17 protein-coding genes are annotated in these 22,974 nt (G+C 68.6%); 5 read left to right on the forward strand and 12 right to left on the reverse strand.

The genetic code is table 11. The features are described 5' to 3' along the window. Positions 1 to 55: 55 nt before the first annotated feature. From J2X55_RS02370 to J2X55_RS02385, 4 genes are all read right to left on the reverse strand, one after another. Positions 56 to 1,606, reverse strand: a complete 1,551-nt coding sequence (locus J2X55_RS02370) for an aldehyde dehydrogenase family protein (RefSeq protein ID WP_309821708.1) — start codon at positions 1,604 to 1,606, stop codon at positions 56 to 58. 312 nt (positions 1,607 to 1,918) lie between these two features. Next, on the reverse strand, positions 1,919 to 2,443 hold the full coding sequence (locus tag J2X55_RS02375; RefSeq protein ID WP_309821709.1) for a hypothetical protein: 525 nt from the start codon (positions 2,441 to 2,443) through the stop codon (positions 1,919 to 1,921). A gap of 78 nt (positions 2,444 to 2,521) precedes the next feature. Beyond that, a complete protein-coding gene (locus tag J2X55_RS02380) occupies positions 2,522 to 3,808 on the reverse strand; it encodes a GAF domain-containing protein (protein ID WP_309821710.1) in 1,287 nt (428 codons plus the stop codon). A gap of 137 nt (positions 3,809 to 3,945) precedes the next feature. Next, positions 3,946 to 4,506, reverse strand: a complete 561-nt coding sequence (locus J2X55_RS02385; RefSeq protein WP_309821711.1) for a hypothetical protein — start codon at positions 4,504 to 4,506, stop codon at positions 3,946 to 3,948. A gap of 112 nt (positions 4,507 to 4,618) precedes the next feature. Between J2X55_RS02385 and J2X55_RS02390 the strand changes: the two genes are divergently transcribed. Beyond that, complete coding sequence (locus J2X55_RS02390) at positions 4,619 to 5,653, forward strand: NAD(P)-dependent alcohol dehydrogenase (RefSeq protein ID WP_115916454.1); 1,035 nt, start codon at positions 4,619 to 4,621, stop codon at positions 5,651 to 5,653. 246 nt (positions 5,654 to 5,899) lie between these two features. Here the strand turns inward: J2X55_RS02390 and J2X55_RS02395 are convergent, their stop codons facing one another. Next, the gene (locus J2X55_RS02395) at positions 5,900 to 7,327 is read right to left on the reverse strand and encodes a CCA tRNA nucleotidyltransferase (RefSeq protein WP_309821712.1); all 1,428 of its coding nucleotides are present in this window, start codon (positions 7,325 to 7,327) and stop codon (positions 5,900 to 5,902) included. Positions 7,328 to 7,373: 46 nt separating this feature from the next. Beyond that, positions 7,374 to 8,888 carry a methyltransferase gene (locus tag J2X55_RS02400; protein WP_309821713.1) on the reverse strand — a complete coding sequence of 505 codons (1,515 nt, stop codon included), beginning with the start codon at positions 8,886 to 8,888 and terminating at the stop codon, positions 7,374 to 7,376. A 107-nt stretch (positions 8,889 to 8,995) separates the two neighbouring features. Here J2X55_RS02400 and J2X55_RS02405 point away from each other — a divergent pair, with 107 nt between their 5' ends. The 4 genes from J2X55_RS02405 to trxA all read left to right on the forward strand — a co-directional run bounded on the left by J2X55_RS02405 (position 8,996) and on the right by trxA (position 14,284). Further along, entirely contained in the window at positions 8,996 to 11,242 is a 2,247-nt protein-coding gene (locus tag J2X55_RS02405) for a DUF6049 family protein (RefSeq protein ID WP_309821714.1), read from the forward strand. Further along, positions 11,239 to 12,837, forward strand: a complete 1,599-nt coding sequence (gene murJ / locus J2X55_RS02410; RefSeq protein ID WP_115916446.1) for a murein biosynthesis integral membrane protein MurJ — start codon at positions 11,239 to 11,241, stop codon at positions 12,835 to 12,837. The genes J2X55_RS02405 and murJ overlap by 4 nt, the downstream gene beginning before the upstream one ends. A gap of 74 nt (positions 12,838 to 12,911) precedes the next feature. Then, on the forward strand, positions 12,912 to 13,898 hold the full coding sequence (gene trxB / locus J2X55_RS02415; protein WP_103207479.1) for a thioredoxin-disulfide reductase: 987 nt from the start codon (positions 12,912 to 12,914) through the stop codon (positions 13,896 to 13,898). Positions 13,899 to 13,960: 62 nt separating this feature from the next. After that, complete coding sequence (trxA, locus tag J2X55_RS02420; protein WP_056225032.1) at positions 13,961 to 14,284, forward strand: thioredoxin; 324 nt, start codon at positions 13,961 to 13,963, stop codon at positions 14,282 to 14,284. 254 nt (positions 14,285 to 14,538) lie between these two features. Here the strand turns inward: trxA and J2X55_RS02425 are convergent, their stop codons facing one another. The 6 genes from J2X55_RS02425 to yidC all read right to left on the reverse strand — a co-directional run bounded on the left by J2X55_RS02425 (position 14,539) and on the right by yidC (position 22,974). Next, positions 14,539 to 14,886, reverse strand: a complete 348-nt coding sequence (locus J2X55_RS02425; protein ID WP_396653238.1) for a tryptophan synthase subunit alpha — start codon at positions 14,884 to 14,886, stop codon at positions 14,539 to 14,541. A gap of 82 nt (positions 14,887 to 14,968) precedes the next feature. Further along, positions 14,969 to 15,937, reverse strand: a complete 969-nt coding sequence (locus J2X55_RS02430) for a ParB/RepB/Spo0J family partition protein (RefSeq protein ID WP_115916442.1) — start codon at positions 15,935 to 15,937, stop codon at positions 14,969 to 14,971. Next, the gene (locus J2X55_RS02435) at positions 15,937 to 16,854 is read right to left on the reverse strand and encodes a ParA family protein (RefSeq protein WP_115916441.1); all 918 of its coding nucleotides are present in this window, start codon (positions 16,852 to 16,854) and stop codon (positions 15,937 to 15,939) included. The genes J2X55_RS02430 and J2X55_RS02435 overlap by 1 nt, the downstream gene beginning before the upstream one ends. 3,889 nt (positions 16,855 to 20,743) lie before the next feature. Continuing rightward, a complete protein-coding gene (rsmG, locus tag J2X55_RS02440) occupies positions 20,744 to 21,373 on the reverse strand; it encodes a 16S rRNA (guanine(527)-N(7))-methyltransferase RsmG (protein WP_115916439.1) in 630 nt (209 codons plus the stop codon). An 8-nt stretch (positions 21,374 to 21,381) separates the two neighbouring features. After that, positions 21,382 to 21,885 (reverse strand): R3H domain-containing nucleic acid-binding protein, encoded by a 504-nt coding sequence (locus J2X55_RS02445; protein ID WP_115916437.1) that lies wholly within the window; start codon positions 21,883 to 21,885, stop codon positions 21,382 to 21,384. A 15-nt stretch (positions 21,886 to 21,900) separates the two neighbouring features. Further along, complete coding sequence (gene yidC / locus J2X55_RS02450; RefSeq protein WP_181906387.1) at positions 21,901 to 22,974, reverse strand: membrane protein insertase YidC; 1,074 nt, start codon at positions 22,972 to 22,974, stop codon at positions 21,901 to 21,903.

Here is a 22,974-nt window from a genome sequence, read left to right on the forward strand (position 1 = left end):
CTCGTGCGAGTTCAGTCCGTCAAACTCGCACGAAGTGGGACATCCCGGGGGAAGCTCAGAAGAAGCCCATCGCCCCGTCGGCGTACGACACGAGCAGGTTCTTCGTCTGCTGGTAGTGGTCGAGCATCTTGAGGTGGTTCTCGCGGCCGATGCCCGACTGCTTGTACCCGCCGAACGCGGCGTGCGCGGGGTACTGGTGGTACGTGTTGGTCCAGACGCGTCCGGCCTCGATCGCCCGACCGGCGCGGTAGGCGGTGTCGCCGCTGCGGCTCCAGACACCGGCGCCCAGACCGTAGAGGGTGTCGTTGGCGATCGAGATCGCGTCGTCGAAGTCGTCGAACGAGGTGACCGACAGGACCGGTCCGAAGATCTCCTCCTGGAAGATCCGCATGTCGTTCGTGCCCTCGAACACGGTCGGCGCGACGTAGTAGCCGCCCGACAGGTCGCCACCGAGGTCGACCCGCTCGCCGCCCGTGAGCAGCTTGGCACCGCCCTGCCGCCCGATGTCGATGTACGACAGGATCTTCTCGAGCTGATCGTTCGAGGCCTGCGCGCCGATCATCGTCTCGGGGTCGAGGGGATTGCCCTGACGTACCTTCTTGACGCGTTCCAGGCCGTCGCCGAGGAACTGGTCGTAGATCGACCGCTGGATCAGCGAGCGAGAGGGGCACGTGCACACCTCGCCCTGGTTCAACGCGAACATCGTGAAACCCTCGAGCGCCTTGTCGTAATAGGCGTCGTCGTTGTGCAGAGCGACGTCTTCGAAGAAGACATTGGGGCTCTTGCCTCCGAGCTCGAGCGTGACGGGGATGAGGTTCTGCGAGGCGTACTGCATGATCAGGCGGCCGGTCGTGGTCTCGCCGGTGAAGGCGATCTTGCGGATCCGCTTGTGCTGGGCGAGCGGTGCTCCCGCCTCGATGCCGAAGCCGTTCACGATGTTCACGACACCCGCCGGCAGGAGGTCGCCGATGATGTCGAAGAGGAACAGGAGAGATGCCGGGGTCTGCTCGGCCGGCTTGATCACGACGCAGTTGCCCGCGGCGAGGGCCGGGGCCAGCTTCCACGCAGCCATGAGGATCGGGAAGTTCCACGGGATGATCTGACCCACCACACCCAGCGGCTCGTTGAAGTGGTACGCCACGGTGTTCTCGTCGAGCTGGCTGAGCGATCCCTCCTGCGCCCGCAGCACGCCGGCGAAGTAGCGGAAGTGGTCGACGGTCAGGGGGATGTCGGCCGCGAGCGTCTCACGTACCGGCTTGCCGTTCTCCCACGTCTCGGCGACGGCGATCTTCTCGAGGTTCTCTTCGATCCGATCGGCGATCTTGTTCAGGATGACGCTGCGCTCGGCCGGCGTCGTCTTCTTCCACGAAGCGAACGCCTTCCACCCGGCATCCACCGCTCGATCGATGTCGTGCGCGTCGCCGCGACCGACCTCGCAGAAGGGCTTGCCGGTGACGGGGGTGATGTTCTCGAAGTACTCGCCGCTGTGCGGTTCGACCCACTCGCCGCCGATGTAGTGCCCGTACCGCGAGCGATACTCGGCGACGGCCCCGCGTTGCCCGGGGGCGGCGTAGACGCTCGAGACGCCTTCTTCGACGATGGTCATGCTGGTCTCCTTCGACGGTCATGAGTCGCCGCGACGGCTTTGAGCGGCGATGCGCCGAAGGTACGCCCGGGGAGGTTGCATCGGGTTGCACGGGGGGGGGGCGGGGCGGGTGGCGAGGACGCACCCGTTCGGCGAGGACGCACTTTATGGACGCGAAAAGGGTGCGTTCTCGAAGAACCGCTGCGGTTTCGTCACACGCGGGCCGGGCACAGACGGAGGCCCCGGGCTGGCCGGGCGCCGAGCTCACCGCACCCCGCGAAACAACGGATGCCACGACCCCGAGGCCGTGGCATCCGTTCTGTGCGACGAAGACTAGGCGTCGGCGTCGGCCAACACCGACCGCAGCGGCGGCACGTTGACCTCGTGCAGGTCGACGTCGTCGAGACGCTCGATGCTCTGCACGCGCGGCGCGATCGTGTGGCCGTCGGCGACGATCCAGCTGCCGACGAGGAGGAAACGGTCGTTGCCCGCGGTGATAGGACCCGTCAGCGCGAAGGTCTGGTGGGTCGGGGTGAGGAACGTCACCCGCACCGGCGTGCCGTGGGGGAGCGTCGAGGGGTCGACCACGTCGGCCTCGAGCGCGGGCTGCGGCGTCTCGATGCCGAGGTCGATGCGCTGGATCTCGGCGCTCGTGGCGAGGATGACATCGCCGACGAGCGGCTGCCCGCCCACGCCGATGCGCACGGCGCCCTCGAGGGCGTAGAGGCCGTACCGGGGCGAACGGACGATGACACGGGCGATGTCGCCCGCCTTGACCTCGGCGAGTGCCTCGCGAATGCGCCCCACGTCGCGACGGGCGCGAGCTGCCGAGAAGATGTCGAGCGCGTTTTCGTCCATATGTTCAGCGTAACGAGGGGCTCCGACATCGGGGACCCTCTCGGGAAACACCCTGGTGGCGAGGGGGAGAACGGAGTGTCACTCCCGTTCGAGGCGCTCCAGCCGCGCCACGAGACCGGCGCGCTTGGGCGAGCGGGCCGGCACCAGCTCCAGGCAGAGACGCAGCACCTCCTCGTCGTCGCGGGCGTCGGAGGTCTCGGCGTAGGCGAGAAGCACATCCACCCCCGCTTCGGCGAGGAGCGCTTCACGCAACGTCGACCGCACCGACTCGCGCACCTCGACCACCCCGGGCGCCTCGGAATCGGGGAGCACCGGACCGGCGTAGGCCGCGAGCGCGACGCGGTGCGCGCCGCGGTCGAGCAGCGACAACATCTGCTGCGCATCGGTCTCGAGCTCCGCAGGCAATCGGTAGGGCCGCGAGGCGGGGACGAGGCCCGGCGCCACCGGAACCAGCGCGCGCCGCAGCCGCACCATCTCGGGCCGCAGCGTCTCGACGGCGGGGTGACCGTAGACCGCCTCGCTCAGGGCCTCGGCCGACAGTCCCTCCCGGTGGACGGCGAGCAGCAACAGGATCTCGGCGTGCCGAGCGCTGAGCTCGACGGATGCGCCACCCGCCTCCAGCAGGGCGCGGTCTCTGCCCAGGATGCGCAGCAGGGCTCGAGCCGGCGCGGATCGGCGCGGGGGAGGAGCGTGTTGCGCGCGCAGTCGCGCCACGAGGATCTCGCTCTCGATCGCCCGGGCCGTGGCATCCACCAGCAACTGCGCCTGCGGGGTGACGGCCTCGCACCCTCCCGTGACGTCGATCACGCCGAGCAGCCCGCGCGTCTCGGGGTCGTGCACGGGCGCCGCGGTGCACGACCAGGGCTGCACGAGACGGTTGAAGTGCTCGGCGCCGCGTATCTGCACCGACCGATCGAGGGTGAGCGCTGTTCCGGGCGCCGATGTGCCCACGGCATCCTCCGCCCAGTTCGCCCCCGCCACGAAGCCCATGCCGCCGGTCAGGGCGCGGATGTGACGATCGCCTTCGACCCAGAGCAGGCGTCCCGAGGCGTCTCCGACTGCGACGACCACGCCCGATTCCTCAGCGGATCCGGGCAGCAGCAGCGAACGGATCATGTCCATGACGCCCGCGAGGGGGTGGCCGCGGCGATACGCCTCCAGCTCGTTGCTCGCGAGATCGAGCGAGGGGAGTCCTTCGGGACCGACGAGGGATGCCAGAGACCGGCGCCACGACTCCTGCACCAGCGGCCGCACGTCGTCGAGGCGCCCGTCGTCGTTCCCGGCGAGGAGCTCGTCGTGAGCGCGCGCGATCAGCAGCCCCGAGGTCTCGGGGGAAACAGCCGGACGCGACCACGAAGAGGACACGGGACTCCCATCGGCGGTGACGGAGGTGGGTCTCAGTGTAGGTCGCGAGGCGCCCGACCGGGAGGGTGGATTCGCCCGGGGCACTGTTCGTGCACCGGGGCGGTTGCCGGGCGCCCCACTGCACGGGAGACACCCCGCTACGGTGCGATCTCCCAGGACACGACCCGAGCGCGGTCGAGCGGGACGGACCCCGGAGCCAGGACATGCGGGATGCCATGGAACCAGGCCCCGCTCACCCCTCGGCGCGCGCAATCCTCGAGCCAGGCGCGATTCTGCGGGGTCGTCGTCAGTGCCGCTCGATGAGACGCACGATCGAACGGCAGGACCTCACGCGGGTCGATGGGATCACCTGTGGCGGTGAGCGTGCGGTCCAGCACGACGCTGCCATCGGGAAGATCGGCGGCCGGAATGGCCCAGAACTCCAATGGCGGCCTCTCACGGCCCCGGATCTCGAGCCACGCCCGCCAGATCGCGTGCGGGTGCACGGGCGAGAGGAAGACGACCTCTGTCCACGTCCGGTCGAGGCCGGGAATGACGGTGTCGCGCAGCCGCTGCCGCTCCGCGGTGTCGTCGTACTTCGCGAGGGCGGCTCGAGAGGCCTGGGGGGCGATCCGGGCCAGGTCGCTCATCGGCAAGAGCGCCGACGTTCCCTCCGCGAGACCGACCCGGGCGTGAAACACGCAGTCCATGGCATCCATTGCTCCAGCCTGCCGATGAGAACCATTCCCGATGCCCCGAAAACGCCGTCAACCCCCACAGGAAACACAGAGGACGCGCCCCACGGTGGAAAGAACGAGAGAAAGGGATGCCATGAAGGCAGTGCAGTATCGCGAGATCGGCAAAGGCCCCGAGGTCGTCGACATCGATGAGCCCCACGCGGGTCCCGGCCAGGTGCGCCTGAAGGTCACCGCGGCCGGCCTGTGCCACTCGGACTGGTTCGTCATGGACCTCCCCGAAGACCAGTACACCTACGGACTCCCTCTCACGCTGGGTCACGAGGGAGCGGGTGTCGTCGACGAGCTCGGCGAAGGTGTCGAAGGCATCGAGATGGGCGCGGCGTACGCGATCTACGGACCGTGGGGCTGCGGTCGCTGCCATGCCTGCGCCCAGGGGGCCGAGAACTACTGCCCCTACGCGGCCGAGATGGGCATCACGCCTCCAGGACTGGGCAGCCCCGGAGCCATGGCCGAGTACGTGATCGTCGACGATCCGCGTCACCTCGCACCCCTTGGCGACCTCGACCCGGTCGAGACCGTCTCGCTCACGGATGCCGGCCTCACGCCCTACCACGCCATCGTCGCGGCGAAGGAGAAGTTGTACCCCGGTGCCACAGCGGTCGTGATCGGTGTCGGCGGCCTCGGTCACGTCGGCGTCCAGATCCTCCGCGCGATCACACAGGCGACAGTCATCGCGGTCGACCTGGGCGAAGACAAGCTGGCCCTGGCCCGCGAGGTGGGCGCGCACCACACGGTCACCTCCGACGAGCAGGCGGCCGAGCGCATCAAAGAACTGACGAACGGCCTCGGTGCGACCGCTGTCTTCGACTTCGTCGGCGTCCAACCGACGATCGACCTCGCCCGTGCGGTCGCGGGAATGGACAGCTTCATCCACATCGTGGGCATCGGCGGCGGCATCCTCCCCGCCGGTTTCTTCTCGACGCCGATGGGCGCGGCCGTCCGCGCTCCGTACTGGGGCACCCGCAGCGAACTCATCGAGGTGCTCGATCTCGCCCGCAGCGGCGCGGTCGGCGTGCACGTGGAGCGCTACGGCTTCGACGGCGCCGTCGAGGCATACGGGAAGCTGCACAAGGGGGAGGTCCGGGGGCGCGCGGTCGTCGTGCCCTGACGCGGGCGGTGAGGGGGTGGCATCCGGCCTTCGAGCATCCCGATGACGCCGCACCCCTCTCTCGCCGATGGCCCCGGGGCCACGCAGAACGCCCCGGGGCCACGAACAACGCCCCAAGAGGCCGCCTCACCCCGTGCCGTCGTGCGGAGCGCGCCCGACCCGCCGCCGATGGCCCGTCACCGTCGGCGTGTCACCGACGAACTCCGCGCGACGGTCCCGCCCACCGGCGGGAAGCCTGGACCCGGTTCAGCCCCGCGCCGCCCACCACTCCCGCAGGCGCTTCTCGGCCTCGTCCTCGCCCAGCACGCCCTCGTCGAGCCGCAGGTCGAGCAGGAAGCGATACGCCTCGCCCACCTCGCGACCCGGCTTCAACCCCAACACCTCTTGGATGCGGTTGCCGTCGAGCTCGGGGCGGATCGAGTCGATCTCCTCCTGCTCGCGGAGCGCCGCGATGCGGGCCTCGATGTCGTCGTACGCGGATGCCAGACGCTGGGCCTTCCGCTTGTTGCGGGTGGTCACGTCGGCACGCGTGAGGATGTGCAGACGCTCGAGCTCGTCGCCCGCATCGCGCACGTAGCGGCGGACCGCGGCATCCGTCCACGCTCCCTCGGCGTAGCCGAAGAACCGCAGGTGCAACTCGACCAGGCGGGCGACGACCGACGTGGTGGCCGCGTCGAAGCGGAGGGCCTGCAGACGCTTGCGCGCCATGCGCGCGCCCTTGATGTCGTGGTGGTGGAACGTCACTCCACCGCCGGCTTCGAGGCGACGGGTGGCGGGCTTGCCGATGTCGTGCAGCAGCGCCGCCAGGCGCAGGGGCACGTCGGGTGCGGCATCCGGGTGACGCTGCTTCTCGAGCGCGATCGCCTGGCGCAGCACCGTGAGCGAGTGCTCGTAGACGTCTTTGTGGTGGTGGTGCTCATCGACCTCGAGGCGCAGCGCGGGCACCTCGGGCAGGAACTCCTCGATCAGTCCGGTCTCGACGAGCACCCGGATGCCGCGCACGGGGTCATCGGTCTGCAGGAGCCGTACGAGTTCCGCCTGCACCCGCTCTGGGCTGACGATCTGCAGCGAACCGCGCAGCTCGCGGACGGCGTCGAGGGTGTCGGGGTCGACGGCGAAGTCGAGCTGAGACGAGAAGCGAGCCCCGCGCAGCATGCGCAGCGGGTCGTCGCCGAAGCTCACGGCCGGGTCGATGGGGGTGCGCAGGCGCCCCGCGACCAGGTCTTCGACGCCACCGGTGGGGTCGACGAGGGTGCGGGCCGGAACCCGGAGAGCCATCGCGTTAACCGTGAAGTCGCGGCGGCTCAGGTCGGCCTCGAGGGTGTCGCCGAACTCGACGGTGGGCTTGCGGGTGACGCCGTCGTAGCTGTCCGCGCGGTAGGTGGTGATCTCGACTTGTTCGCCCTTCACCCGGGCGCCGATCGTGCCGAAGGCCCGGCCCACATCCCACTGCACCGACGAGACGGGCTTGACCAGCGCGAGGATCTCGTCGGGGCGGGCGTCGGTCGTGAAATCGAAGTCGTGGGTGACGCGGCCGAGCAGGGCGTCGCGCACGGGACCCCCCACGATGGCCAGATCACGACCCGCCTCGGCGAAGACGCGAGCGAGCGTGGCGACCACGGGATGCGCGGCGAGCTCCTCGAGGCGCGCGAGACCCTCAGCCATGTTCAGCATGCCTTCGAGCCTATCCGGGGCCGGAACGCCACCGAGCGGGGCCGGATCAATCGTCGGCGAAACCCAGGAAGCCCGTCACCAGCAGCTCGCGCACGCGCGGCAGCAGATCCGCGCGCAGGGCCACGGCATCCACCTCCATCAGCTGGGCGATCGCGTCGACGAGGGAGCCCACCGGCAGGTCGCCGTCGCAGGCGCCGACGAGCGCCGCCAGACCCGGGTCGACCTCGAGCGTGCGCGCGAAGCCGCCGCCCTGACGCAGCTCGATGACCGATGGGTCCTCCTCACCCGGGCGGTGATGACGCGCCTCGGTGACGTCGGGGGCGACGCGCAGCACGCTCGCGGCCAAGTCCTCGTCGTCGAGCAGGGCCGCACGGTCGTGAGCGGCGAGGGATGCCGACAGGTGGGGCCCGAACGCCGATTCCCCGCCGCCCGAGACGCGCTCGTATCGCGCGAGCGTCGGTCCACCGGCGAGAGGTCGACGCAGCAGCACGTACCCGAAGCCGACGCCCGTGACTCCGCGCCGGGCGAAATCGTCGAGCCAGGCGTCGATCAGACGCGCGTAGGCGGGAGTGCCGGGCACCGTGCCGCCGTCACGCACCCAGAGCTCGGCGTAGGCGAGCGGATCCAGCACCTCGCGCTCGATCACCCACGCGTCGAGCGACGATCCGACCCATCCCCGGACGCGGTCGAGTCCGGACTCGCCCCAGCGGTACTCCCAGTTGCCGAGCGATTGCGCCACCGCGCCGGGCGCGAGATGCTGCCCGACGCCCGAGATGACGGACGCGACGAGCGAGTCGCCCTCCATCCCGCCGTCGCGGTACTCGTACGCCGGCACCCCCGCGACCCGCGGCGTGATGACGAACGGGGGATTGGATGCCACTCGGTCGAAGGTCTCACCGGCGACGGGCTCGAACAGCGAGCCCAGGCGGGTCTCGATCCCGTCCACCCCGTTCACGAGGGCATTGAGGCGGGTGAAGCGCAGGGCGCGCTCGGAGATGTCGGTCGCCACCACGTGGTCGACGAGCCGGCGCAGGCGCAGGGCCTGGATGCCGCATCCCGTGCCGATGTCGAGGGCCGTGCGCGCGCTCCGGGTGAGCTGAAGGCGGGCGAGGGTCTGCGACGCCCCGCCCACGCCCAGCACGTGGTCCTCGGGGAGGGGGCCCTCGAGAGCAGCCTCGTCAAGATCGCTGGCGATCCACCACTCGACCTCGCCCTGGTCGTCGGCGAAGGCCTGGGGGCGCACGAGCACGGCCGGGGTCACGGCATCCCCCGAGATCTCCAACAGACCGAGGGCCGCAGCCCCGTCGACGCGGAGGGTGGGAAGAGCCGACTCGGCGTCGCCGCGGGGGACCGGCAGCCCGAGACCCCAGAGGCGCCCCAGCACGGCGAGGGCGTCGCCGCGCTCGCCCAGGGCCCGGGTGGCGGGGCGACGGAGCCCGCGGGCGACGGCGTCATCGGCCTGCGCTCCCCAGGCGTCACGGAGGGCGGCGCTGGTGTAGCCCGCCGCGCGGAGGTCGTCGGCGAGGGCCTGGCACAGCTGTGGATCGGGTTCGGGGAGCACCGGTCCATTCAACCGTCTGCGCGAGGCTATCGGGGGGCTTGTAGGTACGCGGGCCTAGACTCGCAGGCGGTACGAGGCCCCCTCGTTCCACCGACGCTCGTATGACCGTGACCTCCCAGCCTTCGGGCGCACCCGTGCCGCGGCGCTCCCTCACGCGCCGGCTCCTGGCGACCCTGGCCGCCGGGGCCATCGTCGTGGGCATCGCACTGCCCGTCACCGCCGCCACCGCGGCCACCCAGAGCCCCTCTCCGTCCGCCTCGGCCTCGCCCTCGGTCCTCACCGCAGCCCCCGCGGCGAACGGCATCCTGCGTCCAGGCGACGCTCTCTCGGTGGTTATCAGCGTCGCAGCCGGAACCTCGCCGGCGTCCGCGGGGCCCGTGGCCCTGTCCCTCGGTGCCGCCCCTCTCGCTGACGACGCCGCGATAGACCGATGGCTCAGCGGTGATGCCGCAGGCGTGACGCTCCAGCAGGTCGCCACGGGAACCTTGGATGCCGCAGCCTCCGGCTCGCAATCCACCACCACGCTCACGGCGCCCGGTAACGACCCGGCCCTCGCGAACCGCGGCGCCGGGGTCTACCCGGTGCTCGCGACGAGCGGGGGACTGACCGCACCCAGCGTCGTCGTGGTCCCCGCCGAGACGGGGGCGCAGACCCCGATCGCCCTCGTCGTGCCGATCACTGCGGCCCCCCTCACCCGCGGCTTGCTCACGGCGAACGAATTGGCCGAGCTCACCGCTGTCGACGGCGCCCTCTCGGCGCAGCTCGACGCGGTCGACGGCACGGCCGCGACCCTGGCGGTCGACCCCGCCATCCCCGCCGCGATCCGCGTGCTCGGTTCCGCAGCTCCGCCCACCGCGGTGTCGTGGCTGCAGCGACTGCTGGCCCTCCCCAACGACCGGTTCGCCCTGCAGTTCGGCGACTCCGACGTCGCGGCGCAGCTGCACGCCGGTCTGACCGCACCGCTAGCGCCCACGTCGCTGCAGAACTACATGACCGCGGCCGATTTCGTGCAGCCCGCCCCGGCCGTCTCGGCGGTCTCGACGCCCGACCCCGCCCCGAGCTCGACGCCCGGCCAACCCACCTACCCGTCGCTGTCGACGCTGCTCGACATCGGAGTCGCCACCCCCCACGTCTACTGGCCGGCCACCGGGTCCGCGGGATCGGACACCGTCGCCGCCCTCGGCGGCCTCGGCAGCGCCGACGAACCCGCCCACGTCCTCGTCCCGTCGACGAGCGTCTCGGGAGGCGGTCGACAGGCCGCCGCCAGCGTCGGAGGGGTGTCCACCCCGGTGTACGACGCCGAGGTCTCTCGCGCCCTCGCCGATGCGGCGGGGCAGAACGACAGCACCCGCCGCGGAGCCTCGCTGGCGGCCGCTCAGGCGTACCTCTCCATCGCACGCGCCGCCACCGGCGACCAGCCGGTCCTCGCCGTCCTCGACCGGGGCACCGACCGCTCTCGTGTGAGCCTGCGCGCGACCCTCGGCCTCGCCTCGACAGCGCCGGGCTTCACGGCCTCGACGCTGCGTACGGTGGCTGCCCTCCCGGCATCCGAGGTCTCCCTCACCACCCCGACCGTCGACGCCGCCCGTGTCGACGAGGTCCGCGACCTGCTCGGCGACGAGCAGAGCATCGACCGCTTCGCCTCGATCCTCGACCAGCCCGAGCTCCTGACCGGACGCGAACGCGCCGAGGTCCTGCAGGTCACGAACACCTCGTGGACGGGGGATGCCGCCCGCCAGGCCGTCTCCGACCACCGTGACGCCACGCGCACGACGCTCGACTCCGTCGGCATCCTGTCGTCCGACTTCCGCCTGGTCAGCTCCAGCGCCCCGCTGCGGCCGTGGGTGCGCAACGATCTCCCCTGGCCGATCACGGTCGTCATGGCGGTCCGCACCAACGACGTGCGGCTTCGCGTCCAAGACCACACGACCATCGACGCCCAGGCCTCCGCCAACACCCGCGTCGAGGTCCCCGTCGAAGCGCGCATCGCCAACGGAGAGGTCAGCGTCGACCTGCAGCTGTTCAGCCCCACGGGCGTCCCGATCGGTTCGCCTCAGGCGGTCGACGTCGAGGTCCGCGCCGAGTGGGAGAACATCGGCATCGTGGTGGTCATCGCCCTCATCGTCGGCTTCCTGAGCCTCGGCGTGGTGCGCACGGTCGCCCGTCGACGCCGGTTGCGTGCCGAAGAAGCCGCACCTCAGACCCCTCACGGCGACGAGCCCGCGGACGGGATCGTCCTGAAAGATCCGGATGCCGACGGCCGCAGCCCCGCGGAAGACGCCGAGGACTTCGCGCACGACGACCAGACACCCCGCGCGACCGCGTCGGAGACCGAGCAGGAGACACGCCCGTGAGCAGTATCGGACGGGCCAGCGTGCTCATCGGAGCCGGGACCATCGCGTCCCGCGTAAGCGGGGTACTGCGCACCATCGTGCTCGTCGCCGCCATCGGTTCGCAGAGCAGAGCGGGTGACGCCTTCGCCGTCGCGAACCAGCTCCCGAACAACATCTACGCGATCATCTCCACCGGCCTGTTGACCGCCGTGGTCGTCCCGCAGATCGTGAAGGCCGCCGCGCACGCCGATGGGGGACAAGCCTTCATCTCCAAACTGTTCACCCTGGGCACCGTCGGTCTGCTGGGCGCCACCGCTCTCGCGATGATCGCCGCCCCGCTCCTCGTGCAGGTCTACGCGGGCAAATTCACCGGAGACCAGCTCGCACTCTCGACCGCCTTCGCCTACTGGTGCCTGCCGCAGATCTTCTTCTACGGGCTGTACGCGCTGCTGGGTGAGATCCTCAACGCCCGGCGCATCTTCGGCCCGTACACGTGGGCGCCGATCGTCAACAACGTCGTGTCGATCGCGGGTTTCGGGGCGTTCATCCTGCTGTTCGGCGGTCCGCAAGAGAACGTGGACGTCTGGACGCCGTCGATGATCGCCCTGCTCGCGGCCACGGCGACGGGTGGGATCGTCGTGCAGACGGTCGTGCTGATGTTCTTCTGGCGCCGCGCAGGGCTCACTCTCCGGCCCGACTTCCAGTGGAAAGGCGTGGGGCTCCGCCACATCGGACGGCTCGCCGGCTGGACCTTTCTGATGGTCGTCGCCGGTCAGCTCGCCGGGGTCGTGCAGTCGAACGTCCTCTCCGGCGCGTCCGGAAACGACCCCGCGATCTTCGCGTCGCAGAACGCCTGGCTGCTGTTCATGCTGCCGTACTCGATCATCGTGCTCTCGATCGGAACGCCCTACTTCACGCAGCTCAGCGAGCACGCCACCGCGGGACGCGACGAGGACGTGCGTGCGGACATCGCCCGCAGTATCCGCACGCTCGGGTTCTTCATCGTCGCGGCCACCGCCGCCCTCGCCGTGGCCGCCGTTCCCGCGAGCCGGATCTTCACCAAGAATCCCGAACAAGCCCTCGCGGCGGCTCCCGTGCTGTGGTGCTTCCTGGTGTCCCTCGTGCCCCTCGCCGTGCTCTTCGTCATCCAGCGGACGTTCTACGCCTACAACGACACGCGGACCCCGTTCTTCTTCACGCTGCTGCAGTGCGTGCTGGTCGCCGCGGGAGCCCTCGCTGCCGGCGCGGCCCTCGACCGCTCGGAACTCGCCGCCGGCGTCGCCCTCACCCAGTCGTTCGCCAGCATCGTGCAGGTGATCGTCGCGACGATCCTGCTCCGTCGACGACTCTCCGGTATCGGCACGGGCTCGTGGCTCCCGGCGCTCGGACGCTTCGCGCTGGCTGCGATTCCCGCCGCCGCCGCCGGATGGGGGACCCTGCTCCTCCTGGGCGGTCCAGAAGGATGGATGACGAGCAGCGTCGGGGCCGGAATCGCCGGCGCCGCGGTGCTGGGCATCGTCGTCCTCGCCGTGTACATCGGCATCCTGGCCCTCTTCCGCACTCCCGAACTCGCCCCGGCGCTCGCGCTCGGTCGGCGGTTCCTCCCCAAGCGCTAGCCCCGGGGGCTGCGGAATACCCCGCGGCTACCATGGGTTTCATCCGACGGAATCAACGAGAGGAAGGCGCAACCGTGCGTCACGTCATCATCATCGGATCGGGCCCGGCCGGCTACACGGCCGCCATCTACGCTGCCCGAGCCAACCTCGAGCCCCTCGTCGTCGCGAGCTCCGTCGAAGCCGGCGGCGACCTCATGAACACGACCGAGGTCGAGAACTTCCCCGGGTTCCCCGACGGCATCCAGGGCCCCGACCTCATGGCCAAGATGCAGGCGCAGGCCGAGCGCTTCGGCGCCCAGGTGCTGTACGACGACGTCGTGTCGCTCGAACTCGACGGCCCCGTCAAGAAGATCACGCTCGGCAGCGGCAAGGTCGAAGAAGCCGTCTCGGTCATCTACGCGACCGGCTCGGCCTACCGCAAGCTCGGACTCGAGGGCGAAGACCGTCTCTCGGGCCGCGGCGTCTCGTGGTGCGCCACATGCGACGGCTTCTTCTTCCGCGACCGCACGATCGCCGTGGTCGGCGGTGGCGATTCGGCGATGGAAGAGGCCAACTTCCTGACCAAGTTCGCGTCGAAGGTCTACATCATCCACCGCAAGGACTCGCTCCGCGCGTCGAAGATCATGCAGGAGCGCGCCTTCGCGAACCCCAAGATCGAGTTCATCTGGAACAGCGCGGTCGACGAGATCCTCGGTGAGGACGCGGTCAACGGCGTGCGTCTGCGCTCGACCGTCGACGACTCGACCCGTGAGCTCCCCCTCGACGGTCTGTTCGTCGCGATCGGCAACGACCCGCGCACACACCTCGTGCACGACAAGCTGCAGCTGACCGACCAGGGCACCATCTGGGTCGACGGCCGTTCGTCGCGCACCTCGGTCGACGGCGTCTTCGCCGCCGGTGACGTGATCGACCCGACCTACCGCCAGGCGATCACGGCCGCGGGCAGCGGAACGGTCGCCGCTCTCGACGTGGAGCACTTCCTCGCCGCACGCGGTGAGGCCGGCGAGCCCGCCGTCGCCGAGAGCCCCATCGAGGGACTCCCCGACGCCGCGGTCGTCTGAGGAACAAAACCGCGCTCACCGGCGTTTTCACGAACTGACGCTTTCATCTAAGGAGAAATGCAATGACTGCCAAGGCGACGACCTCCGCAACGTTCGAGCAGGACGTCCTGCAGGCCGACGGACCCGTTCTCGTGGACTTCTGGGCCGAGTGGTGCGGCCCCTGCCGCATGGTCGCTCCCGTCCTCGACGAGATCCAGAACGAGAACGCGGGCAAGATCACCGTCCTCAAGCTCAACGTCGACGAGAACCCCGATCTCGCGATGAAGTACCAGATCACCTCCATCCCCGCGATGAAGGTCTTCCAGGGCGGTGAGGTCAAGACGACCATCATCGGCGCGAAGCCCAAGTACGCCCTCGAGCAGGATCTCGCCGCGTTCCTCGGCTGAGACCTCTCGCACGCGAACGTCCCCGGCGCCTCCTGGTGCCGGGGACGTTCGCGTTGTGCGCCCACGGGTGGCCGGGACAGGCTCAGGATGCCGAACCCCGAGCGTGGCGTCCATCCTCGGGCTCGAACGCGTCGGGTCGACCCGACGCTTGTCTCTCTCGGCTGTTGCTCGCACCCAGGGGTACCCAGTCGGGGACGTCGCCTCCGGACCCGGAGGTGCAGACCACACACCCTCTGAGAACGCCTGAGCGGCTCTCAGGAGGCGTCGAGGCGGACGCTGGCGTCCCAGCGGCGGTGCGGCTCTTCGTCGCCCAGAATGCGCCACACGGCCTTCGTGAGGGCGGGGTAATCGAGGGCGATCTGACGGAGCACTCGATAGTTCCGGGCACGGGTGGGCCGGATGCCGCCGTTCTCGGAGATGTTGTCAGCGCGGAGGGTGAGCACGACGAGTTCGTCGACGCTCGGAAGGTCTTCCATGAAGTCCCACGGGTCTTCACCACCGCGCAGACGCTCGTGGATCAAGACCGCAAGCTCGTCGGAAGCCTCCGCGCGCAGAAGCTCGAGGCTGGCGCGACGGCGCGGGGTGTCATCGTTCGCTGTCACCATTCCAGCGTACGTCGAGCCACCGACACCGGGCACCGAAAACCGTTCGCCCACCGCGAGACGGTGGCCCGGGGGAGTGGAGTCAGCCCGTGTAGCCCTCTTCGCCCAGGGTGGCGAGAATACGGTTCAGGTCCTGGATGCTGGCGAAATCGATGCTGATCTGGCCTTTTCTTGCGTTCAGCGACACGCGGACCTTGGTATCGAAGCGATCCCCGAGCCGATCGGCGATGGCGTCGAGACCCAGTCTCTGCGAGCCGGCCTTGGGCTTCTGCCGCACGGGCGCGACACCTGGCATCTTGGCCGCAGCTTCCGCCGCGCGCACGGAGAGATCCTCGTTGACGATCTTGTCGGCGAGCTTCTGCATCTCTTTGGGATCGTCCAACGAGAGGATGGCCCGCGCATGCCCGGCACTCAGGACGCCGGCGGCGACACGCTGCTGAACGGGGACCGGCAGCTTGAGCAGTCGAATGGTGTTGCTGATCTGGGGACGCGAGCGCCCGATGCGCGTCGCAAGCTCCTCCTGCGTGATGCCGAAGTCCTCGAGCAGCTGCTGATACGCCGAGGCCTCTTCGAGGGGGTTCAGCTGCGACCGGTGCAGGTTCTCCAGAAGGGCGTCGCGGAGCAGGTACTCGTCGTCCGTCTCGCGGACGACCGCCGGAATGGTCTTGAGTCCCGCCTCGCGCGACGCACGGGTGCGTCGTTCACCCATGATGAGCTCGTAGGTGCCGTCACCCTTGTCACGAACCACGACGGGCTGCAGGACTCCGAACTCCCGGACGGAGTGAATGAGCTCGGCGAGGTCATCGGCGTCGAAGTGTGTACGGGGCTGGCGCGGGTTGGGGACGATCGACGTGGGGTCGATGTGAACGAGTCGAGCACCGGGCACGGTGACGAGGTCCTCGCCCGACGAGCCCGGCGTGGCCTCGACGGCAGCGTCCGAACTCTTCGTATTGCCGTCGGGAAAGAAGACGTCGACGGGACGCGCCTCGGACGGCTCCATGGTGGGAATGAGGGCGCCGATACCGCGGCCCAGACCGGTCCTCTTAGCCATCAGGAACCCTTCTTGGTGGTGTCGCGAGCGACGATCTCGACCGCGGCCTCGCGATAGGCAATGGCGCCCGCTGACTGGCCATCGTACGCGATGACGGTCTGCCCGAAGCTCGGGGCTTCAGAGACGCGCACGGATCGAGGGATGACGGTGTTCAGGACCTCGTCGGTGAAGTGCGAGCGAACTTCCTCGGCGACCTGCTGGGCCAACCGGGTGCGACCGTCGTACATGGTGAGCAGTATCGTCGACACGTGAAGACCAGGGTTCAGGTGCTTCTGAATCATCTGCACGCTGCCGAGAAGCTGACTGAGACCCTCGAGCGCGTAGTACTCGCACTGAATAGGAATGAGAACTTCGTCTGCCGCGGTGAACGCGTTGATCGTGAGTAGCCCGAGGGAGGGGGGGCAGTCGATGATGACGAAGTCGAGGTGGTTGCCCTCGATATCCAGGTAGTCGCGCAGAGCCCCGCGGAGGCGATGCTCACGAGCGACCTGCGAGACCAGCTCGATCTCGGCACCGGCGAGATGGATCGTGCTGGGGGCGCACAACAAATCCGGGGACTCGGGGCTGGTCTGGATGATGTCCGCGAGAGGGAACTCATCGATGAGGACGTCGTACACGCTGGGCGTATCCGCGTTGTGCGCGACGCCCAATGCCGTCGACGCGTTGCCCTGCGGGTCGAGGTCGACGACGAGAACACGAGCTCCCACCGACACCAGGGCGGCTGCGATGTTAACAGCGGTCGTGGTCTTCCCCACCCCGCCCTTCTGGTTCGAGACCGTGAAAACACGGGTGCGACCCGACAGCTCCACGGTCGTCTCTTCCAGGGTGCGCCGACGCGCAGAGAGATTGGCGATCTCCCGAGCAATGGGGGAGTCGTCGAACGACGTCGACGCGGGCGCCTCATCGGACTGTTTCACGTGAAACGCACCTCTCCCTCGGCAACCCGCTCAGTCTACCCGCGCTCTGGCGCGCTCATGATGGACTGACGACGTGGATGTGCATTCGAGGCGCGACAACCGCTGCTCACATTCATTTCTCGAGCACCCCGTTAGTCGCAAGGTCGTCTTACGCTCCACCAGTAGGCGGCCAGCGCAGCGCGCAGGGCGACAAATCGCCCTGCCGCACGCGCCGATGGCCGTTGACGTTTCACGTGAAACATACGCGCGGTGAGCGTACGCACGTTCGCCCTCCGATGTGTCCAATTCGAGCTCTGTGTGCGGCACCCGATCTGACCGCCGTGCGGCTCCTCACCCGCGGCCGAAATTGCGCCCACACGACGCGCGCATCACGGTCAACGTTTCACGTGAAACGTTCTCCACGGCGCATCCGACTTCACCTCGGAGGTCGCGTCTATGTCGTGAGGTCGCGTCGGGTGTGACGAGGAGATGCGCGGGCGGTGGTCGCCGTGTGTCGCGGCCGTCTCACCCACGACCGGTCTCGGTTCAGGTTTGGCCGAGTTTCGGCGAACTTGCGCGAGGGGAGTGGCGCCCGACGGCGAGTATCGACCGGCGACTGAGGCACCTGAGGGGATCCGGCGGCACGCGACACCCTCGTCGAGGAGGTTGGGCCCAGGCTGTAGACGCGCCGGGGGTCATTGGACGCCGGCTCGTAAGGGAGTGTCTTCGAGGTGTCGTCGCACCGAGGACTGTCGCAGGTTCATGATGTCCTTCTGAGTGATTCCGTGCCCTCACCCCGCATCCGGATCTTTCCGGATGAAGGTGACTGCCGCCCGCATCGGACCAGAGAGATCGTCATCGGCACTGCCCGAGCCTCACTTGCCGCTGTCTCGTCACTTCGGTCGTCGGCCGCAGTTGATCACCACCGAGGCGTCCTCCTCCGCGAAGGGAACACGCCTTCTCGCAGTCCGCCAAGAAGTCCGGAACTCATCAGCCAGCGAGGGACCTATTGGGACTGGTTCACGCGCGCGATCGCCGTGGACCGTCGAACCCTCGCCCCCGGCACACCCCCGACGTCGACACGAGTGATCATGCGAAGCACCGCGAACGGCTGAGCGCCGGCAGGTCGGCGCCCGCTGGTCCGAGACTTCGCCGGCTTCTGAGTCGTGGCGCAGGAGGCAGATGGCCTCGTTGACCAGGGCCGCGGCCACTCGCTGGGTACCGACCATACGTTGACCCGGATGATCCCGCCCGTGTCACAATGCGTCAGACCCCTCTCGGGGGGCGGTCAGCTGTCCGCCCTTCCCATCAAGGTGCAACTTGCGCGCAGATCTCCGCCCCACTGGCTCGCGTGTTTCACGTGAAACGCTACCGTTCGCTGTTCCCTAGCACCGCCGATGCGCGTCTTGCGGTGCCGACGGGGCCCGTTTGCGGAGGGAGTGACCACGCCCACGAGCGCCGCACGCCCATCGTGAGGTGACGCGCACGCTCGTTCAGGGCAGCAAGCTCGCATCGGGCGAAACCTTCGCTGGCGCGCCGCCCTCCCGATGTCCGGACGGCGCCCGTCTCGCCCGTGACCGTCTGTTCGCGTGGACAGATAAGCAAGAGATCTCTGAGCAATCGGAGTGGCCGGGGATGAACACACCGCCGGATCTCCCGAGAGCTCCGCCACGACGTCGTCCTGCGCCTCCCTCCGGCACGAGGTCATCCTGTGCTTTCCTCCGCAACGGGGTTTCACGTGAAACCCTCGCCAGCTGTCCCGGGGCGCAAGGCCTGCTCTACGCGCGCGCCCGTTGTGTCGCGCTCCGCCGGCGGTCACGAGAAGTGCAGCTATGAGCTCGCCGCGCACCACCTGTTGCACGTGCAGGTGCGACGTGCTCGGGAGAACGCGGGACGTCACGCCGCGTTCCCGGTGCGCAGAAACATTCTCCAGCGGCCGGATATTCGTCACCCACGTAGCCACGGTGGCCGCGAGCTCATAGCCGCTCGGCATATGGCGTGCACCTCTCTAGGGCGACGCATCTCCAAGATTCGACATGGCGCGCTGGCCCTTCACGCAGCACCGAAAGATACTTCACCTGCCGACACGTCTCGAGTGTTTCACGTGAAACGAGCACCTCCCTGATCAGCCGGAGATCGGCGTCGCCCTGCACCGGTTCCCAACGCGATCCATCGCGAAAGCGCAACTTGGAGGCGATCAGCCGCCGAGATGCGAGCAACGCTGACGCTTGACCTCCCAGCCGGCCTCGGACGCACGTCTTGCGCAACCATCACACCGAGGATCAACGCGACGCATCACGTGAAACCAATCGGCATGCCGTTTTGAAGACACCGCGGCAATCGTAGATGGGCGATCAGCCAGCAGGGGAGTGGGTGACGATTGAGAGTTCTCCGCCGCACGAGGCGAAGCTCAAGAGAACACCCACGGCTCGGCACGACGAGTAACTTGGCCATCCAAGGGCCCTGTCTCAACCCCGTCGAGGGAACGGCCTTCCGCACGGCGCGTGACTCTCGGCTCAGCCGACGGGAACACCTCAGTCACTTATCCACCCGCCCGCGCTCACGCAGCTGTCACGGCCAACATCAGTCCTCACGGACTGCGCCGATCACCCTCCAGTCAGCTCCCTCACATGAGACGTTTGAGGCTCGTGTGTTGGCCCTCACGCCGGGTCGCAGATACACCACGGCGCAGCCCACCCGCAGACCCTGCCGCAACGTACATGCGCAGCGTGACTCCCGCACCGCGCCGCTACCAGCCAGGCGGCCGGCGCCGGGCCCGGCGCGGCGCCCGACGCGCGACACAGCCCGCCTTTCGCCGCAATCGTTGCGAGAGCTGCCCACCCCAGTAGCTCCATGCATTGTGAGCACCTGACGGGCGTATCCCACAGCAAGTCGCGCTCACCCTGCAGACCAGCGCGCTTGAGCACGATGGTGGGGGCCGCTGTGCGAATGGGGGAGTGCCGCCGATCTCTCACACCCGAACAGGGCTTGACGCGCGTGCGCATCACACGGCATCTCCGCTAAAGCCCGCGCGTGAACTCCCGGGGGCTTGCGCGCGTTGCAGGCAAGACGAAGAGCACGCGAGCGCTCGCGGGTGAGCAGGTTCCGTCGTTGCGGCCATTCCTCGCTCCATGCACACCCGGGCTCAGCAGCGAGCGATCGGTGCCACGCCGGACGTCCCGACGGAGTTAGGAGCGGAAGACCAACGACCTGCGCGAGTGCCAGCCGGGCAGCACTTCGCGAGACGACAATGGTCACCCAAGGCGCTCTTTCAGGCGCGGGTACAAAGCGCCCGGCGTGGCCGCACACGCCGGCGTATGGCAGTGCCCGAGCACCCCGGGATGCAACTGCAGTGGAACCGTTTCACGTGAAACTCTTGCTCCACAGAACCAGCAGATCCCCTGACCGGCCGGTAGGTATACGACAGCTGCGCATGGAAAACCGAAGACAGCACTCATCGACCGCGAACGAATCTGCGAGCTCGCAAACGGTTTCCCGCCACTCCAGGGTCACATGCCGCCGGCGGCGCCGAGGTCCCAGGAAGCCCGGATTCGGCGAGGAAGACATCGCGGCACCGAAGCCGACAACACAGAAGCCCGCCGATCCGCGAGCCTTCCGGTCAGCCATCGAATGCAGAATCTCCCACGTTCTCACAGCGACACTTCCGCCCGAACCACGTTCGGCATATGCACCCCCGCCGCGCATCGACACGACGCGACGGGGAGTCACGACCCGCGCGAGCCGACCGCGTCACCCTCGCGCGTGCTACGCGGTGCGGATTCTCGACTCGACAAGGATCGGTGCGATCGAGGTCAGCGAGGGTTCTCCGCACGAGGCGGGAGCGTTCATGCGCATAGGAAACGCATAGCTCAAATCGTCTGACTAATCATGGCATGCACACATGCCTCAATCAACGACTGAGCGTAGCGAGGAAGACCCGCGTCGGCTCCTCGAGAACACCCTCGCCGACGACCTCGATCGACACATCGCTGAGGCCGTACTTGCGCACCTGCTTCGCGGCCGCCTCGACCTCCGCTCCGACGTTGGCGCCCTTCAGGAAGACGAGGCGTCCGCCGGGACGCACCAGGGGAGCGGTGAACGGAAGCAAGGTCCGCAGCGCGCTCACAGCGCGCGCCGTCGCGACATCGAACACCCGCCCCTCGCTCCACTCCTCGCCGCGCATGCGCGCAACGGTCACGTTCTCGAGCTCGAGCTCGGCGACCTGCTCCGACAGCCACGCCGTGCGACGCTCCATCGGTTCGATGAGCGTCCAGTCGACGTCCGGTCGCGCGATGGCGAGCACGAGCCCGGGCAGGCCGGCGCCCGAGCCCACGTCGACCGCGCGACCCGCGAAGTATGGCGCAGCGATCGCACTGTTGAGGACATGACGCGTCCACAGTCGCGGGACCTCGAGCGGCCCGATGAGACCACGCTGCTCCCCGTACAGGGCCAGGTTCTCGGTGAAGCGACGGGCCCTCTCGATGTTGTCGCCGAACAGCGTCAGCGCTGCACTCGGCTCTGTCTCGAGGTGTTCCGGCATCCTGAGACTCAGCCGCGTCGAAGCACGGTGTGGCGGTCGGCGCCCTCACCGAACGACTCGGACGAGAAGCCGCGGTCCGCCGCGATGTCGTGCACGAGCTTGCGCTCATAGCTCGACATCGCCGGCAGGGACGCCTGCGACGCACCCTCGTCGAGACGCGCGATCGCACGGTCGACGAGGTTCTCGAGCTGGCGCTGTCGCGCGTCGCGAGACCCCCCGATGTCGAGGATGAGTCGCGAGAAACGTCCCGTCGAATTCTGCACGGCGAGACGCGTCAATTCCTGCAGGGCCTGCACGGTGTCGGGGTGCGAGAGGGTCGACAGAGAAGCGGCATCCTCGGCCTCGACGGAGACGTACGCGCGGCCCGCGCGCACGTCCATGGCGAGATCGCCGTCGATGTCGGCGATGTCGAGGAGCCCCTCGAGGTAGTCGGCGGCGATGTCGCCTTCTTGCTCGAGCTGCTCCTCGGTGGCCGCGGTCTGCTCGGGTGCGATCTGATCGGACGTCGTCATCGTGATCTCCGGTTCTCAGGAGGCGGGTGCGGAACCGGCTTTGCCGGCGGCCCCACCCGCGGCACCGGTGTTCTTCGTGGACTGTTGCTTCTTCGCGCGCTGCTTGCCGACCGGCTGCTGACGCTTGGGCTGGGCCGCGCGAGCCTTCTCGGTCTCTTCGAGCAGGCGCTGCTGCTCGGCGCGGTACTTCTCGATGGGGACGACCTTGCCCGACGAATCGATGGCCTTGCCCTTGCGCGCGAGGCGCTCCTCACGCGCCTTCGCCGCGTCGGACCCGGGAGTCGGCATCTCGCGGATGACCACGAACTGCTGGACCATGGTCCACAGGTTGCTGACGAACCAGTAGATGACGACACCGAGCGGGAAGAAGACACCCGAGAAGATGAAGGCCAGCGGCAGGATGTAGAGCATGATCTTCTGCATCTGGTACGCCTGGCCGGTCTTGGCCTCGGGCGACAGGTTCTTCGAGATGATCTGCAGCTGAGTGAAGAACTGCGAACCGATCATGAGCACCACGAGCGTCAGCAGGATGGCGACGGTGACCTGCCCGTCGGACTGACCCCACGCGGTGACGAGGTTCACGTGCATGGATGCCACGTCGAACAGGCGCGCGTCGTAGAACTCGGTCGTGAGTTCGGGCGTGAGCAGACCGACGCCGCCGATGCCGCTGGCCGCGTGCTTCGACACGTCGTTCAGCACGCTGAAGAGGGCGAAGAAGATCGGCATCTGCACGAGCAGGGGCAGGCAGCTCGAGACCGGGGTGGTGCCGTGCTTCTTGTACAGCGCCATGGTCTCGCGGCTCATCGCCTCGCGGGACAGCTGGTCGCGCTTGCCCTTGTACTTCTCCTGCACCTTGCGCAGCTCGGGAGCGATCTCCATCATCTTGCGCTGGCTCTTGATCTGCTTCACGAAGAGCGGGATCAGGGCGGCACGGACGATGAGCACGAGGCCCACGATCGACAGCACCCAGGTGAGACCCGCCGCGGGGGCCATGCCGAGTGCCGTGAAGAGGGCGTGCCATCCCACCAGCACGAGTTCGACCACCCATTTCAGCGGCCAGAGGATGGTCCCAATGAGATCGAATTGCAC

Origin of the sequence: Microbacterium sp. 1154 (genome assembly GCF_031455375.1) — a bacterium.
In the GTDB taxonomy this organism is placed as follows: Bacteria; Actinomycetota; Actinomycetes; order Actinomycetales; family Microbacteriaceae; genus Microbacterium.

What these genes read in the sequence shown, in the direction of transcription:
- J2X55_RS02370 (WP_309821708.1), bottom strand. Translation starts at nt 1,606, where the DNA reads ATGACCATCGTCGAAGAAGGCGTCTCGAGCGTCTACGCCGCCCCCGGG.
- J2X55_RS02375 (WP_309821709.1), bottom strand. Translation starts at nt 2,443, where the DNA reads ATGGACGAAAACGCGCTCGACATCTTCTCGGCAGCTCGCGCCCGTCGC.
- J2X55_RS02385 (WP_309821711.1), bottom strand. Translation starts at nt 4,506, where the DNA reads ATGGATGCCATGGACTGCGTGTTTCACGCCCGGGTCGGTCTCGCGGAG.
- J2X55_RS02390 (WP_115916454.1), top strand. Translation starts at nt 4,619, where the DNA reads ATGAAGGCAGTGCAGTATCGCGAGATCGGCAAAGGCCCCGAGGTCGTC.
- J2X55_RS02395 (WP_309821712.1), bottom strand. Translation starts at nt 7,327, where the DNA reads ATGCTGAACATGGCTGAGGGTCTCGCGCGCCTCGAGGAGCTCGCCGCG.
- trxA (WP_056225032.1), top strand. Translation starts at nt 13,961, where the DNA reads ATGACTGCCAAGGCGACGACCTCCGCAACGTTCGAGCAGGACGTCCTG.
- J2X55_RS02430 (WP_115916442.1), bottom strand. Translation starts at nt 15,937, where the DNA reads ATGGCTAAGAGGACCGGTCTGGGCCGCGGTATCGGCGCCCTCATTCCC.
- rsmG (WP_115916439.1), bottom strand. Translation starts at nt 21,373, where the DNA reads ATGCCGGAACACCTCGAGACAGAGCCGAGTGCAGCGCTGACGCTGTTC.
- J2X55_RS02445 (WP_115916437.1), bottom strand. Translation starts at nt 21,885, where the DNA reads ATGACGACGTCCGATCAGATCGCACCCGAGCAGACCGCGGCCACCGAG.